Genomic DNA, 15,044 nt, shown 5'->3' on the forward strand with positions numbered 1-15,044 from the left:
TCGATGTTTATCAACCTCAATAATTTTCATTTTAACGCTTCCGCTAAAATTACCTTTGCCAGCTTTGCCACCTGTTTATCGGCCTCGGCTTCAGAAATAAAATTGGTAAACCCCATCAGTAGTGCATTATCCACTCGGCTATTTTTTTCTAATGCCCAATCTGATACCGCCTCAATCGCCAGCCCCTGGCGTTGTGCCCGCGCAGCAACAATGCTGTCAGAAAAACGCTTATCCAACCGCGCCAATAATTGAATGCCACCCGCCTGCTGTTCAACCTCAACAACTCCCGCCAGTTGGCGCATAAGGCTGGCGGCCAATATTTCACGGCGCTCAGCATATAAATGGCGCATACGTTTAAGATGGCGATAAAAGTGCCCCTGACCAATAAACTCCGCCACACTGGCCTGTATCAGTGGCGGACTGGCACAGCTACGCAGTTGGCAACGGTGGTTAAAAACAGCCACTTGCTCAGGCGGTACCACCAGATAAGCCAGCCGCAGTGCCGGAAACATCACTTTACTGAAAGTCCCGGCATACAGCACTCGCCCATGTCTATCCAGGCTCTTTAACGGGGGAAGCGGCCGCCCCTGATAGCGAAACTCGCTATCGTAATCATCTTCAATAATCCATGACTGCTGTTGCTCAGCCCACTCCAGCAGTGCAATGCGCCGCGCTAAGCTGAGTGCCACCCCCAATGGGCTTTGATGCGCTGGCGTGATAATAGCAAAGCGAGCATTGGGGCAATCATGGATAGCAGCCGTCACATCCATACCATCGCTGTCCACATTGACCGGATGCGAAATAAGCCCAGCCTCACGGATCAATTGCTGAGTGGCAGGATATCCGGGGTTCTCCAGCCAACCGCTATCTCCCGGCTTCAATACCGTATTAACCACTAGATCCAGTACCGACTGATAACCCGAGCAAATAAATACCTGCTCAGGTTGGCAGCTGAAACCACGAGATAACTGCAAATAATGGGCAATTGCCTCACGTAACGCCGGTAATCCGGCGGCGGGAGGATGCCCGAGTGAGGTGATGGTCAGATTATGCACCTGTTTGGTGATGAGTCGCCCCCATTGCGCGCGCGGAAAAGCATCCAACGCGGGTAGCCCCAGTTGGAAGGGGCGTGCCATCATACGATCAGCCGAGAGAGAATGATTAATCACTACGGGTTGTTCGTCTGGTTCTACAATTTTCAATGGTGATAGAGGCGCATCGAGTAATTGAGCGGAGACATAAGTCCCCCCCTGACCGCGGCTTTGCAAGAAACCTTCAGCAATCAGTTGGGCATAGGCATTTTCCACCGTTCCCCGCGCCACACCCACTTCGCTGGCCAGCACTCTCACCGAAGGCAAGCGCGTGTCCGGTAGCAAAGTGCCCTGCACAATTGCATCTTTAATACGCTGATAAATCTGGCGATATACCGGTTCGGTATGTTGGCGATCCAGCTTAAACAAATGTGAAAATGCTTTCATCATGGCCCACTAAAATAAGTCATTTATGGCCCTATAGTATAGGTCATGGTGTTGCTAGAGTAGCCTTCATTGAAGAGCCAACATCACAGGTACCTATCATGGTTGAACAACGTCTGTATTTTTCTAAACTCTCGCCAGCCACCTACGAAGCACTGGTCAGCGCCTCTATGTCACTCGATAAAAGTTCGTTGCCAAAAATGCTGATAGAATTGATTTTTATGCGGGTATCACAGATCAACGGCTGTGCTTTTTGCCTGGATATGCACGGCAAATTCTTGCGCAACCATGGTTTTGATAACGCTAAAATGGATGTCATCGCGGGCTGGAAACTCAGTAATCTCTTTAGTGAAGCCGAACGTGCGGCACTAGATTGGGCGGAAGCGGTAACTCACATAACTACCAGCGGCACCCCTGACAGCACCTTTAATGCTTTGAAAGCGCATTTTACTGATACTCAGATTTCTGATTTAACTTTCGCTATCAGCATCATGAATGCATTTAATCGATTAGCCGTTAGTCTGCGTCAGTAAGAATATCCTTCATCACCACCTGCCAATCGAAATATTTTTACCCAGCCAATTATTTATAGAATCTGTCGCCAGCCCCGTGCTGGCGGCCTTGCCTCTGAATTGTGCATAATTCACAACAAACAACTACATATGGTGTGGTTGAATTAAATAAACACTAGATATAGTATCTAATCCATCACCAGCGAGAATGAAATCGTGGCTGATAATCAGGGGCAGGTCGTCGAGAGACACTAACAATCTGCTCAATACGCCTTTCCTCAAGATAAAAGGTAAATGCGAATCATGAGCATTATTATTTACAGTAAACCCGATTGTGTCCAGTGCAATGCAACCTATCGCGCTTTCGATAAACAAGGGATCACTTATCAGGTTATTGATTTAACTGAAGACTCACAGGCCTTAAACCACGTTAAATCTCTTGGTTATCAGCAGGTTCCGGTGATTATCGCCGGTGATGATCATTGGTCTGGCTTCCGCCCAGACAAAATAAGCGCATTGGCTCAGGCAGTCAGTGCCTGATGAGGGCCAAAAAATGAATCCGTTGGTGTATTTCTCTAGTTCTTCGGAGAACACCCACCGTTTTGTCGGGAAGCTGGAGCTACCGGCAATACGTATTCCTATTGCAGGGGCGCGGGAAAAGTTACGGATGGAGCAGCCCTATATTTTGTTGGTACCCAGTTATGGTGGAGGCAGCCCGGTCGGCGCGGTGCCAATTCAGGTGATTAGATTTCTCAATGATCGCCATAACCGTTCATTAATTCGCGGTGTGATTGCTGCGGGTAACACTAATTTTGGCGACGCCTATTGCCTGGCGGGGAAAATTATTTCCCAAAAATGTCAGGTTCCGTATCTGTATCGCTTTGAACTACTGGGTACAGCAGAAGATGTGGCAAACGTGCGCAAGGGGGTAACTGAATTTTGGCAACGACAGAACTGAGAATCACCGATTCATCCAGCAGTGAACTTGACTACCACTCACTGAATGCGATGTTGAACCTCTATGATGCCGATGGGCGTATCCAGTTTGATAAAGACCGTCTGGCTGCAAGGCTATATTTCTTACAACACGTGAATCAAAACACGGTGTTCTTCCATAATTTACAGGAAAAACTCGATTATCTGGTGGAAGAGGGATACTACGAAAAAGAAGTGCTGGAAAAGTATGACTTCAGCTTTATCAAGAGCTTATTCCAACAAGCCTATGGCAAAAAGTTTCGCTTCCCGACCTTCCTTGGCGCGTTTAAGTACTACACCAGCTATACCCTGAAAACCTTTGATGGTAAACGCTATCTGGAGCGCTATGAAGACCGTGTTTGTATGGTTGCCCTGACATTAGCTGCGGGTAATCAGCAAGTTGCGCGAGATTTAGTCGAAGAGATCATCACTGGCCGTTTCCAACCCGCCACGCCAACCTTCCTCAATTGCGGCAAGAAACAGCGCGGTGAGCTAGTCTCCTGCTTCCTGCTGCGCATTGAAGACAATATGGAGTCCATTGGTCGTTCCATTAACTCGGCACTGCAATTATCTAAACGTGGCGGCGGTGTCGCTTTCCTGCTGACTAATATCCGCGAAGTAGGCGCGCCGATTAAACGCATTGAAAATCAGTCATCTGGCGTCATCCCTATCATGAAAATGTTGGAAGATGCTTTTTCATATGCCAATCAACTGGGCGCTCGCCAAGGGGCTGGGGCGGTCTATCTCCATGCCCATCATCCGGATATTTTGCGTTTTCTCGACACCAAACGCGAAAATGCCGATGAAAAAATACGGATTAAATCCCTGTCACTGGGGGTGGTTATCCCCGATATTACTTTTGAGTTGGCGAAGAATAATGAAGACATGTACCTGTTTTCGCCTTATGACGTAGAACAGGTTTACGGCGTTCCTCTGTCGGAAATCAGTGTCAGTGAAAAATACCGCGAGATGGTCGATAATAAGCGCATCCGTAAAAGCAAAATTAAAGCGCGCGAGTTTTTCCAGATACTGGCAGAGATCCAATTTGAGTCCGGTTATCCCTATATGATGTTTGAGGATACCGTGAATCGGGCTAACCCGATCAAAGGCCGGATTAATATGAGTAACCTGTGCTCGGAAATTTTGCAGGTTAATTCACCCACTGAATACAACGACGATCTCAGCTATCGCCATATTGGGAAGGATATCTCCTGTAATCTCGGTTCGCTGAATATCGCCCACATCATGGATTCACCAGACTTTGGTAAATCGATTGAAACCGCCATTCGCGGGCTGACTGCCGTGTCCGATATGAGCAACATCCGCTCAGTGCCGTCAATTGAAAAAGGTAATCAGGAATCCCATGCCATTGGCCTCGGGCAGATGAATCTGCACGGCTACCTGGCACGGGAACGTATCTTCTATGGCTCAGAAGAAGCGCTGGATTTCACCAATATCTATTTCTATACCGTGGCATATCACGCCATCCGCGCCTCTAACCAGCTGGCGATAGAACGCGGCAGTCACTTTAAAGGTTTCGACCAATCGACTTATGCTTCGGGTCACTATTTCACCAAATATATTGAGCAAAGCTGGCAACCTAAAACAGCTAAAGTTAGTGCGCTATTTGCCCAAGCGGGTATTTCCGTTCCGGATCAACAAGATTGGGCCGCACTGCGCCAGTCCGTGATGGAGCACGGGATTTATAATCAGAACTTACAAGCGGTGCCTCCGACGGGATCTATTTCATATATCAATCACTCGACCTCCAGCATCCACCCGATTGTCTCTCCAATCGAGATCCGCAAAGAAGGCAAGATTGGCCGGGTGTATTATCCAGCGCCTTATATGACCAACGATAATCTTGAATATTATCAGGATGCTTATCAAATCGGGCCGGAGAAAATCATCGATACCTATGCCGAAGCGACCCAGCATGTCGATCAGGGGCTGTCACTGACGCTGTTTTTCCGCGATACCGCCACTACCCGCGATATTAATAAAGCGCAGATATATGCCTGGAAGAAAGGGATTAAAACCATTTATTACATCCGGCTGCGCCAGATGGCGCTTGAGGGCACGGAAGTTGAGGGTTGTGTTTCCTGCTCACTGTAATACGCATCACTGAATAAACAGAATCGGGTTAATAAGGAATTGTCTATGAATGCAATAAAAACGATAAAACACGTTAGCGCCATCAATTGGAATAAAATTGAAGACGATAAAGACCTGGAAGTATGGAACCGCCTGACGGCTAACTTTTGGTTGCCGGAAAAAGTCCCGCTTTCAAATGACATTCCTTCTTGGGCCAAACTAACGGCTGATGAACAGCAACTGACTATTCGGGTTTTTACCGGGCTGACATTGCTCGATACTATTCAAAATACGCTGGGTGCACCGGCGCTGATTAAAGATGCCATCACCCCCCATGAGGAAGCGGTATTTTCTAATATCAGCTTTATGGAAGCCGTGCACGCCCGCTCTTATAGTTCCATATTCTCTACCCTGTGTATGACATCGGATGTGGACGAGGCCTATCGCTGGAGTGAGGAGAATGGCCCACTGCAAAAGAAAGCAGATATTATCCTGCAGCATTATAATAATGACGACCCACTGAAGAAGAAAATTGCCAGTGTATTTCTGGAATCATTTCTATTCTATTCCGGATTCTATTTACCTATGTATTGGTCAAGCCGCGCCAGATTAACCAATACCGCAGATCTTATTCGGCTGATTATTCGCGATGAGGCAGTTCATGGCTATTATATCGGCTATAAATTCCAGAAAGGATTGGAGAAAGTAGATAATAATCGCCGTCAGGAAATAAAGAATTTCGCTTTCGATTTGTTACAGGACTTATATGACAATGAAATACACTATACAGAGAGCCTATATGATGGGGTTGGCTGGACAGAAGATGTCAAAAAATTCCTCCATTACAATGCCAATAAAGCATTAATGAATTTGGGTTATGAAGCCCTATTCCCCGCCAGTCAAGCTAATGTCAACCCGGCCATTTTGGCAGCATTATCACCCAATGCTGATGAAAATCACGATTTCTTCTCTGGCTCAGGTTCGTCATATGTGATCGGTAAAGCGGTCAATACTGAGGACGAAGACTGGGATTTCTAAGCTTTTCTACCCCACAAAAACTCCCCTTTTCGCTAATATAACAAAGGGGAACTCCCCCTCGCTGGCGACCAGGGCAAGATGGCCGGATTGCCCCAGCCAAATCTAAAACTTCATCTTATCCCCCATTTGGCTACAGGCCAGAGTATCAGGGGGATTCAGCACTTTCATTGCAGGAAATACATTATCAATAATATTGCACATATATTTCCTATATATGTGCAATATTCACACTATTTACACTCAAATTAGCCATTAGATTCATTATCAATATTAGTCAATTTATCTAAAGTAAAAAACCATAGTATTAACGCAGGTAAATTAACAAGTTAAAAACTTATATATTGGGATGAGGACTATTGCAAAAATGATTATAGGAACATTGAGGGTTGTCTCAGATTCTCATTGTGTTAGGGTATATGGCGCTCTATTTTTTCATCAGGATAATATTGATCGAATAAACATAATTCAAAATTGACAGAGGAATACACCAGCTGCATGGCAATTAAACTCGAAGTAAAGAACTTATATAAAATATTTGGTGAGCATCCAGAACGGGCTTTTAAACTGCTTGAATCAGGTAAGAATAAAGAGCAGATATTCGCCAAAACTGGTTTGTCCGTTGGCGTTAAAGATGCCAATCTGGCCATTGAAGAAGGCGAGATATTCGTCATCATGGGGTTATCCGGTTCCGGTAAATCCACCCTGGTACGCCTTCTCAATCGTCTGATAGAACCCACGCGTGGTGAAGTGCTGATCGACGGCGAAGATATTGCCAAAATATCTGATAGTGCCCTGCGCACCGTACGCCGAAATAAGATAAGCATGGTCTTCCAATCCTTTGCCTTAATGCCCCATCTGAATGTGCTCGATAACACCGCATTCGGTATGGAGTTAGCAGGCGTGCCGCAAGTGGAACGTCATGAAAAAGCCTTGGAAGCATTACGCCAGGTGAGTCTGGAAAGCTACGCTCATTCTTATCCCGACGAGTTGTCTGGTGGGATGCGCCAGCGCGTAGGTTTAGCCCGCGCAATGGCCAATAACCCCGATATCCTATTAATGGATGAAGCCTTCTCAGCACTCGACCCATTAATTCGTACTGAAATGCAGGATGAATTGGTCAAGCTACAGGCCAGACATCAACGAACGATTGTCTTTATCTCTCATGATCTGGATGAAGCCATGCGTATCGGCGATCGCATTGCTATTATGCAAGGTGGCGAAGTAGTACAAGTCGGAACACCGGATGAAATACTGAATAATCCGGCCAATGACTATGTACGCACCTTCTTCCGTGGTGTCGATATCAGCCACGTCTTTAGTGCCAAGGATATCGCGCGTCGTCGTCCGGTATCCTTGATCCGTAAAACACCGGGTTTCGGCCCTCGTTCAGCGTTAAAACTGCTTCAGGATGAAGACCGCGATTACGGCTATGTGTTGGAGCGCGGGCAGAAGTTTATTGGCGTGGTATCGATAGATTCACTGAAAAAAGCATTGGCAGAGAACCAATCACTGGACAGTGCCTTATTGGCTGATCCAGCACCGGTTCCGGCAGATATGCCCCTCAGTGAGCTGATTTCACTGGTTGCACAAGCTCCGTGCGCGGTTCCTGTGGTTGGTGAAGACAACAGCTATATCGGTATTATTTCCAAAGCCATGCTGTTGCAGGCCTTAGATAAGGAGACGCCAAATGAGTGATCAAATCCAAAGTAGCACCCCCGTAGACAGCAACCCATGGGCGACGGATGCAGCAACTTCAGCAGCACCGGTCGCGACCGACTCTGCCACTCAGACCTTATCAGCCGCTGCTGACCCCTGGGGAGCGAGCATGGCCGAGGGTAGCCGTGCCGCAGGCAGCGCGAGTCATGAGGTTGCTTCTCAGGCCGTACAGAGCACTGCGACACAAAGTACCGATTGGCTAAACAGCGCTCCGGCAGCAGCGCCTGAACATTTCAGCCTGATGGACCCGTTCCATAACACCTGGGTGCCACTGGATTCGTGGGTTACCCAAGGTATTGATTGGGTGGTGCTGCACTTCCGCCCGCTGTTCCAAGGCATTCGCGTGCCGGTTGATTTCATTCTCAGTGGCTTCCAACACTTATTGCTGGGCATGCCAGCACCGGTGGCGATTCTGGTTTTCGCATTGATCGCCTGGCAGTTCTCTACCTTGGGGATGGGGGTGGCAACCTTAGTTTCCCTGATTGCCATCGGCGCGATTGGCGCGTGGTCGCAAGCGATGGTGACGCTGGCACTGGTTCTGACTTCGCTGTTCTTCTGTATTCTTATCGGGCTACCGCTCGGGATATGGTTGGCGCGTAGTAATAACGCTGCACGAATTATTCGGCCTTTACTGGATGCAATGCAGACCACGCCAGCCTTCGTTTATCTGGTGCCCATTGTCATGCTATTCGGTATTGGTAATGTCCCGGGTGTCGTGGTGACCATTATCTTTGCCCTACCCCCCATTGTTCGCCTGACTATTTTGGGTATTAAGCAAGTACCGGCAGATCTTATAGAAGCTGCTGAGTCCTTCGGCGCGAATCCACGCCAGATGCTGTTCAAGGTGCAATTACCGCTGGCGATGCCAACCATCATGGCTGGTGTCAACCAGACCTTAATGCTTGCATTGTCGATGGTGGTTATTGCTTCAATGATTGCCGTTGGTGGGTTGGGCCAGATGGTGCTGCGCGGTATTGGTCGCCTTGATATGGGGCTAGCCGCTGTCGGTGGTGTCGGTATCGTGATTCTGGCAATTATCCTTGACCGCCTGACCCAATCATTAGGCCGTGACCGCCGCAGCAAAGGCGTTGGCCGCTGGTATGCCACTGGCCCTATCGGGCTAATCACCAAACCATTGCGTAACAACAAGTAATTTCAATTCATTACGCTCAAATTTAAGCGTAATTGTCGCAGACAGTTTGGGCACGGACAGCGCGCAATCACCGCAGCGTACACGTAGTACGTGAGGATGATGAGCACTGCCCAGGTTCAAACTGGCAAGTAAAATAGCTTAAGATGGGGAAAATTATGCGTAAGACCGGAATTTGGGTGTTAGCCCTCACCACACTGATCAGTACTCAGTTATCCGCCGCAGAATTACCGGGCAAAGGCATCACTGTCCAACCGCTGCAAAGCACCATTTCGGAAGAAACCTTCCAGACCTCGCTGGTCAATAAAGCGCTGGAGAAGCTCGGTTACGACGTCCAACCCACCAAAGAGGTTGATTACAATGTCGCTTACTCTTCTATTGCCGCAGGTGATGCCACTTATCTGGCGGTAAACTGGGAGCCGCTGCATAATGATCAATACGCAGCCGCAGGTGGTGATGCCAAATTCTACCGTCAGGGTAACTTTATTGAAGGGCTGGCACAGGGCTATTTGATCGACAAAAAAACCGCCGATAAATACCACATCACCAATATTGAGCAGTTAAAAGATCCGAAAATTGCCAAACTGTTTGATGCCAATAACGACGGCAAAGCCGATCTCACCGGCTGTAATCCGGGCTGGGGTTGTGAAGCTCCGATTAACCACCAGATCCAAGCCTATGGCCTCAGCGATACGGTAACCCACAATCAGGGTAACTATGCCGCCATGATTGCCGATACCATCACGCGCTACAAAGAAGGCAAGCCAATCCTGTATTACACCTGGACGCCATATTGGGTCAGCGACGTACTGGTTCCCGGCCGTGATGTAGTGTGGTTACAGGTGCCGTTCTCTTCCCTGCCGGATAAAACTATCGACACCCAGCTTTCTAACGGAGCGAACTACGGCTTCCCACCGAGTGTGATGCATATTGTCGCCAACAAAAAATGGGCTGAAGCTAACCCTGCCGCCGCCAAGCTGTTCTCCATTATGAAGTTATCAATTAATGATGTGAATGCTCAGAACATGCGGATGCATGCCGGTGAATCCTCAGATGCCGATATCGAACGTCATGTGAATGGTTGGATCCAAGCTCATCAGTCAACCTTTGATGGCTGGGTGAAAACAGCCGCTGAAGCGGGTAATGCGAAAGCTACGCAGTAAATCCTAAATGGGTTTATTGATCTGTTACCCAAGGGGGGAGTTCTATTATTTTGCCCCCTGCGGCTTCAAGTCCGAAGAGTATACCCAAAGTAATTGGAGTTGCAGGTAGGCAGCAAGTGAATGCATCCCAATGAGCTTACCCAAGTAAGTGATTTGGGTAAGTGAGCGTAGCTAACACCCCTGCGGCTTCAAGTCCGAAGAGTATACCCAAAGTAATTGGAGTTGCAGGTAGGCAGCAAGTGAATGCATCCCAATGAGCTTACCCAGGTAAGTGATTTGGGTAAGTGAGCGTAGCTAACACCCCTGCGGCTTCAAGTACGAAGGGTATAGATACAACAAAGCCCTGAGTTAGCAATAACTCAGGGCTTCTGAATGTTGGCGGTGCGGACGGGACTCGAACCCGCGACCCCCGGCGTGACAGGCCGGTATTCTAACCGACTGAACTACCGCACCACGCTGCTGTTCCGGTTAAGAACGAGTGGAATATTACGTATGCAATACAATCTCGTCAACACTTTTTCCAGTAAAATAAACCGTTTGCACAGTTTTTCATCTGGATATCACTTTATTCAGCGTTGGCACTATTTTTCTGCGCTTATGCTGTCGTCCGTCTCTAGTGGCATACGCCAGAGACAGCTGCCGCCCTTTTTCATCACCAAATCCAGACGTGATTCATGAGCGGCTATTTCATCTTCAGTAGCATAGATTATTTTCAACCCAGATGCTGGCCGAGTGATACGTTGAATATCTTCTGAAGACTCATTCTGCGTCTGATCGCCTTCCATTGAAAAAGACAATGACGTCTGACCACCGGTCATCGCCAGATAAACTTCTGCCAGAATCTCGGCATCGAGTAACGCGCCGTGCAAAGTTCGCTTGGTATTATCTATCTGGTAGCGGTCACACAGAGCATCAAGATTATTTCGCTTGCCGGGGAACAAACGGCGTGCCAGCAACAAACTATCGGTGATAGTACAGAAGGTTTCCGTTTTCGGGATATCCTGCTGCAACATGCGGAATTCGTAATCCATAAAGCCGATATCAAACGCTGCGTTATGAATGATTAACTCAGCGCCGCGGATAAACTCAAGAAACTCCGGTGTAATATCGGCAAAGGTGGGCTTGTCGGCCAAAAACTCATCACTAATACCATGAACACCGTAAGCTTCCGGGTCTACCAACCGGTCAGGTTTGATATAAACATGGAAATTTCTACCGGTCAGACGGCGGTTGATCACTTCAACGGCACCAATCTCAATAATCTTATGGCCTTCATAATGAACGCCCAGCTTATTCATACCGGTGGTTTCTGTATCCAGAACAATCTGTCTGGTAGGGGTACCTTGCATATTGCCAGTGCTCATAGCGCTCGTTTATGTCAGACTTAAGGTTTAATGAAACAGATAGGAAGAGTCTACCAGAGATGACTAAACAGGTAGAAATTTTCACCGATGGATCTTGCCTTGGCAATCCAGGCCCCGGTGGTTACGGCGCAATTTTGCGTTACAAACAACATGAAAAAACCTTTAGCGCTGGCTATTTCCTGACAACAAACAACCGCATGGAGCTAATGGCCGCTATCGTCGCGCTGGAGGCGTTGACCTCACCTTGTGAAGTCACACTCAGCACCGACAGCCAATATGTACGCCAGGGGATTACTCAGTGGATTCATAACTGGAAAAAACGCGGTTGGAAAACCACCGACCGCAAACCGGTGCGTAATGTCGACTTATGGCAACGTCTTGATTTGGCTATCCAAACTCACGTAATTCAATGGGAATGGGTAAAAGGCCATGCGGGACATCCGGAAAACGAGCGTTGTGATGAACTAGCCCGTGAAGGCGCAAACTCACCGACGTTAGAAGATACCGGTTATAATCCCGATTGACCCTTCTTACTTGACGTGACTGTATCATCAAGGTTGGTCGCGATAGCTTTTGGTGGCACCCACTGCCCGACTAAACCAAGGTTTACGCGCGCCGAACTTCATCGGATTAAACGTTAACGGAATAGTGCGTTTGCGGGCAACAATCAAGCTGACACACCCCAACGCCGGCAGATGGGTGCTGATAAAGCGCCCACCTTCTTTATGCCACGGCAACACATGAAAGCGCGACAAATATAAAACTTCATAATTTAATAAACTGAGCCAATCCAATAAGCGCATTTGAGTAAACATGCGGCTAACATGGGGTTGCCGCTGGCGCAATAACGGCACCAACTTCCCTGCCCCTAAGAGACTCATGGGATTAAAGTTGCTGATAACCAACCAGCCGTCATCAATCAGCACCCGATCCACCTCACGTAAAATGCGGTGCGGATCAGCAGCATAGGCTAAAGTATGGGACAGTAAGCAAGCATCGACCGATTTTTCAGCAAAAGGTAACTGATATGGGCTGGCAAGCACCTGCATATTTTTGCCCTGCTCCCCCACATTTACCTGATGGGAGATAGCGCATTTATCGCTGGCAATTTCAGCACTCAAATGGCCTATCTTCAGTAAGTGGAAACCAAAGAATTTCGGCCACCAAGGCTGCAACTGCTGTTCAATTGCCGCACGATAATACTCTCCCCAAGGTAACTCAGCCCAACATGCGGGCGCATCGATCTTTTGGCGTGTTTGTGCTGGTTTCATGTTTTAACTTCTTCTTTCAAACTGTTGCCAATAAAAGAGGTATCTAATGAATCTTATCAGCATTCCAGCATTTCAAGACAATTACATTTGGCTATTGGCCGACGAACAAAAACACTGTGTCATTGTTGACCCCGGTGAATCAGCCCCCGTGCTGGCCGCACTGAGTCAAGGCCAGTACCTTCCTCAGGCCATCTTATTAACCCATCATCATAACGATCACGTTGGGGGTGTCGCTGATTTGCGCCGCCATTTCCCCGAAATTCCGGTCTATGGACCACAAGAAACCGCAAATAAAGGCGCGACAATTATGGTAACTGGGGGTGATCACCTGAGTATTGGCGGCCAAAACTACCAGGTTATTGCCGTTCCCGGCCACACACTTGAGCACATCGCATACTACAGCAAACCTTATCTTTTCTGTGGTGATACACTGTTTTCCGCCGGCTGCGGCAGACTATTTGAGGGCACTCCGGCGCAAATGTACGCGTCTATTCAACAGCTCGCACAACTCCCTGATGAAACCTTAATTTGCAGCGCGCATGAATATACTCTCGCAAATCTTAAGTTTGCCCGTTTTATTCTGCCCTCAGATCAAGACATTGCTACATATCAGCAGCAAATCATGCAATTACGAGCAAAAAACCAACCTAGCTTACCGGTAAAATTGCAAATTGAGCGGAAAATTAATGTTTTTTTACGTTGTGATGACATTGATTTACAAAGAAAAATAGGCGTAATATCTCCACCAAACTCACTTGTCTCAGTTTTTTCCGAATTACGTGCACAGAAAGACCGCTTCTGAGCTTTTAGTTGTGTTTTTTATCGAAGCAAAGTATGATTGGTCGTCTTTTAAGCAACTACATTGACACACACATGAAGACCAAAGCGATATTTCTCGCCTCAGTCTTGCTTGTTGGGTGCCAGACGTCCAAGGTGGGCGTTCAGGCTCCTGTACAGCATGCACAGAGTTTGTCTTCGGCAGGTCAAGAGAGTGAAGCAGGAGAGTACACAAATAGCGCCCGAGTGGGCAGCGCGCGATGGCTGGATAGTGATAGTGGCCTCGCGCAGCAAGATTTGTGGAACTTCATTAGCGACGAGCTGAAGATGAAGGTTCCGGAAAATTCCCGGATCCGTGAACAGAAGCAAAAATACTTAAAAAATAAGAGCTATCTCCACGATGTAACATTACGGGCAGAGCCGTACATGTACCTGATAGTCGAGCAGATTAAGAAACGTAATATGCCGATGGAATTGGTACTGCTACCCATAGTGGAGAGCGCTTTTGACCCACACGCGACATCATCCGCCAACGCCGCAGGGCTGTGGCAGATAGTGCCAAGTACCGGTCGAAATTATGGCTTGAAACAAAACCAATGGTATGACGGCCGCAGAGATGTGGTTGCTTCTACCAAAGCAGCGCTTGATATGATGGAGCGCCTGAACAAGATGTTTGACGGTGACTGGTTGTTAACAGTCGCTGCGTATAACAGCGGTGAAGGCAGAGTCATGCAAGCGGTGAAAGCAAATAAGGCAAAGGGTAAACCGACGAACTTTTGGGCATTGTCGCTTCCTCGTGAAACGTCAATTTATGTTCCAAAAATGCTGGCCTTGGGTGATTTAATCAAGAATAGCAAAAAGTACGGTATAAACTTGCCTGATACTGACAAAGACCGTGCACTAGCACGAGTTGATGTTGGTCAGCAGATAGAGCTAACTCAGGCGGCTGAGATGGCGGGGATGTCACTGACAAAGTTGAAATCCTTTAATTCTGGGTATAAGCGCAATGTAACGGCACCAGCTGGACACGGTCCTCGTTATATCATGTTGCCGAAAGCCCATGCTGAGCAGCTTAAAGATTCATTGGCAGATACTGATATTGCCGCCGTTCAACCAACCAAGTTGGCACAGAACAGCACAAAATCGGCATCAAGTTCGCAGTATAAAGTTCGCCCCGGCGATACCTTATCTACGATTGCCAAGCGGTTGAATATCAAGACCAGCGATTTGCAGAGTTGGAACAACTTAAGTACCAAGAGTACCTTAAAAGTTGGGCAAACCCTGCAACTGGCAAGCAATACAACCAGTAGCAACAGCATCACCTATCAGGTTCGTAAAGGTGATTCGTTTGCCAGTATTGCCAAGCGTCACGGTGTAAACACCGACGATGTGATGCGATGGAATTCGGTAGTCAGCAAAGCTAATAAATTGCTGCCAGGTTTGAAATTGACGCTGTTCGTTAACGGCAAATCAACCCCGGACGCATAAAGTCAGAATCGCTATTAACGC

At 47.8% G+C, this 15,044-nt stretch carries 14 protein-coding genes and 1 tRNA gene; 11 read left to right on the plus strand and 4 right to left on the minus strand.

Going from position 1 to position 15,044, the window contains the following annotated elements:
- Positions 1–26: 26 nt before the first annotated feature.
- Complete coding sequence (gene pdxR / locus FGL26_RS10745) at positions 27–1,481, minus strand: MocR-like pyridoxine biosynthesis transcription factor PdxR (RefSeq protein ID WP_032902992.1); 1,455 nt, start codon at positions 1,479–1,481, stop codon at positions 27–29.
- A 95-nt stretch (positions 1,482–1,576) separates the two neighbouring features.
- Between pdxR and FGL26_RS10750 the strand changes: the two genes are divergently transcribed.
- The 8 genes from FGL26_RS10750 (at position 1,577) to proX (ending at position 10,123) form a co-directional block, all read left to right on the plus strand.
- Positions 1,577–2,008 (plus strand): carboxymuconolactone decarboxylase family protein, encoded by a 432-nt coding sequence (locus FGL26_RS10750; protein ID WP_005173025.1) that lies wholly within the window; start codon positions 1,577–1,579, stop codon positions 2,006–2,008.
- 282 nt (positions 2,009–2,290) lie between these two features.
- Entirely contained in the window at positions 2,291–2,527 is a 237-nt protein-coding gene (locus FGL26_RS10755; protein ID WP_005173028.1) for a redoxin NrdH, read from the plus strand.
- Between the two features lie 13 nt (positions 2,528–2,540).
- Complete coding sequence (nrdI, locus tag FGL26_RS10760) at positions 2,541–2,945, plus strand: class Ib ribonucleoside-diphosphate reductase assembly flavoprotein NrdI (protein ID WP_005173030.1); 405 nt, start codon at positions 2,541–2,543, stop codon at positions 2,943–2,945.
- Positions 2,927–5,077 carry a class 1b ribonucleoside-diphosphate reductase subunit alpha gene (gene nrdE, locus FGL26_RS10765; protein ID WP_032902994.1) on the plus strand — a complete coding sequence of 717 codons (2,151 nt, stop codon included), beginning with the start codon at positions 2,927–2,929 and terminating at the stop codon, positions 5,075–5,077. The genes nrdI and nrdE overlap by 19 nt, the downstream gene beginning before the upstream one ends.
- Positions 5,078–5,122: 45 nt before the next feature.
- Positions 5,123–6,094: a class 1b ribonucleoside-diphosphate reductase subunit beta gene (gene nrdF / locus FGL26_RS10770; RefSeq protein ID WP_005173034.1), complete on the plus strand. Its 972-nt coding sequence runs from the start codon at positions 5,123–5,125 to the stop codon at positions 6,092–6,094.
- Positions 6,095–6,589: 495 nt separating this feature from the next.
- Positions 6,590–7,789, plus strand: a complete 1,200-nt coding sequence (gene proV, locus FGL26_RS10775) for a glycine betaine/L-proline ABC transporter ATP-binding protein ProV (RefSeq protein ID WP_005173037.1) — start codon at positions 6,590–6,592, stop codon at positions 7,787–7,789.
- Entirely contained in the window at positions 7,782–8,963 is a 1,182-nt protein-coding gene (proW, locus tag FGL26_RS10780) for a glycine betaine/L-proline ABC transporter permease ProW (protein WP_032912811.1), read from the plus strand. The genes proV and proW overlap by 8 nt, the downstream gene beginning before the upstream one ends.
- Before the next feature lie 155 nt (positions 8,964–9,118).
- Positions 9,119–10,123, plus strand: a complete 1,005-nt coding sequence (gene proX / locus FGL26_RS10785) for a glycine betaine/L-proline ABC transporter substrate-binding protein ProX (protein ID WP_005173041.1) — start codon at positions 9,119–9,121, stop codon at positions 10,121–10,123.
- Between the two features lie 376 nt (positions 10,124–10,499).
- Here proX and FGL26_RS10790 read toward each other — a convergent pair.
- A tRNA-Asp gene (locus FGL26_RS10790) sits at positions 10,500–10,576 on the minus strand.
- Positions 10,577–10,704: 128 nt separating this feature from the next.
- On the minus strand, positions 10,705–11,472 hold the full coding sequence (gene dnaQ / locus FGL26_RS10795) for a DNA polymerase III subunit epsilon (protein ID WP_032903004.1): 768 nt from the start codon (positions 11,470–11,472) through the stop codon (positions 10,705–10,707).
- A 74-nt stretch (positions 11,473–11,546) separates the two neighbouring features.
- Between dnaQ and rnhA the strand changes: the two genes are divergently transcribed.
- The gene (rnhA, locus tag FGL26_RS10800) at positions 11,547–12,011 is read left to right on the plus strand and encodes a ribonuclease HI (RefSeq protein ID WP_005173045.1); all 465 of its coding nucleotides are present in this window, start codon (positions 11,547–11,549) and stop codon (positions 12,009–12,011) included.
- Positions 12,012–12,038: 27 nt separating this feature from the next.
- On the opposite strand, the gene FGL26_RS10805 is transcribed toward rnhA, so the two are convergent.
- On the minus strand, positions 12,039–12,758 hold the full coding sequence (locus tag FGL26_RS10805; protein WP_005173047.1) for a class I SAM-dependent methyltransferase: 720 nt from the start codon (positions 12,756–12,758) through the stop codon (positions 12,039–12,041).
- Between the two features lie 46 nt (positions 12,759–12,804).
- On the opposite strand from FGL26_RS10805, the gene gloB reads away from it, so the two are divergent.
- Complete coding sequence (gene gloB, locus FGL26_RS10810) at positions 12,805–13,560, plus strand: hydroxyacylglutathione hydrolase (RefSeq protein ID WP_005173058.1); 756 nt, start codon at positions 12,805–12,807, stop codon at positions 13,558–13,560.
- Positions 13,561–13,631: 71 nt separating this feature from the next.
- Positions 13,632–15,023 (plus strand): murein transglycosylase D, encoded by a 1,392-nt coding sequence (mltD, locus tag FGL26_RS10815; protein WP_071530631.1) that lies wholly within the window; start codon positions 13,632–13,634, stop codon positions 15,021–15,023.
- Positions 15,024–15,044: the final 21 nt, after the last annotated feature.

Origin of the sequence: Yersinia enterocolitica subsp. enterocolitica (genome assembly GCF_901472495.1) — a bacterium.
In the GTDB taxonomy this organism is placed as follows: Bacteria; Pseudomonadota; Gammaproteobacteria; order Enterobacterales; family Enterobacteriaceae; genus Yersinia; species Yersinia enterocolitica.

What these genes read in the sequence shown, in the direction of transcription:
- rnhA (WP_005173045.1), top strand. Translation starts at nt 11,547, where the DNA reads ATGACTAAACAGGTAGAAATTTTCACCGATGGATCTTGCCTTGGCAAT.
- pdxR (WP_032902992.1), bottom strand. Translation starts at nt 1,481, where the DNA reads ATGATGAAAGCATTTTCACATTTGTTTAAGCTGGATCGCCAACATACC.
- proX (WP_005173041.1), top strand. Translation starts at nt 9,119, where the DNA reads ATGCGTAAGACCGGAATTTGGGTGTTAGCCCTCACCACACTGATCAGT.
- FGL26_RS10755 (WP_005173028.1), top strand. Translation starts at nt 2,291, where the DNA reads ATGAGCATTATTATTTACAGTAAACCCGATTGTGTCCAGTGCAATGCA.
- nrdF (WP_005173034.1), top strand. Translation starts at nt 5,123, where the DNA reads ATGAATGCAATAAAAACGATAAAACACGTTAGCGCCATCAATTGGAAT.
- nrdI (WP_005173030.1), top strand. Translation starts at nt 2,541, where the DNA reads ATGAATCCGTTGGTGTATTTCTCTAGTTCTTCGGAGAACACCCACCGT.
- proV (WP_005173037.1), top strand. Translation starts at nt 6,590, where the DNA reads ATGGCAATTAAACTCGAAGTAAAGAACTTATATAAAATATTTGGTGAG.
- FGL26_RS10750 (WP_005173025.1), top strand. Translation starts at nt 1,577, where the DNA reads ATGGTTGAACAACGTCTGTATTTTTCTAAACTCTCGCCAGCCACCTAC.
- gloB (WP_005173058.1), top strand. Translation starts at nt 12,805, where the DNA reads ATGAATCTTATCAGCATTCCAGCATTTCAAGACAATTACATTTGGCTA.
- dnaQ (WP_032903004.1), bottom strand. Translation starts at nt 11,472, where the DNA reads ATGCAAGGTACCCCTACCAGACAGATTGTTCTGGATACAGAAACCACC.
- proW (WP_032912811.1), top strand. Translation starts at nt 7,782, where the DNA reads ATGAGTGATCAAATCCAAAGTAGCACCCCCGTAGACAGCAACCCATGG.
- mltD (WP_071530631.1), top strand. Translation starts at nt 13,632, where the DNA reads ATGAAGACCAAAGCGATATTTCTCGCCTCAGTCTTGCTTGTTGGGTGC.
- FGL26_RS10805 (WP_005173047.1), bottom strand. Translation starts at nt 12,758, where the DNA reads ATGAAACCAGCACAAACACGCCAAAAGATCGATGCGCCCGCATGTTGG.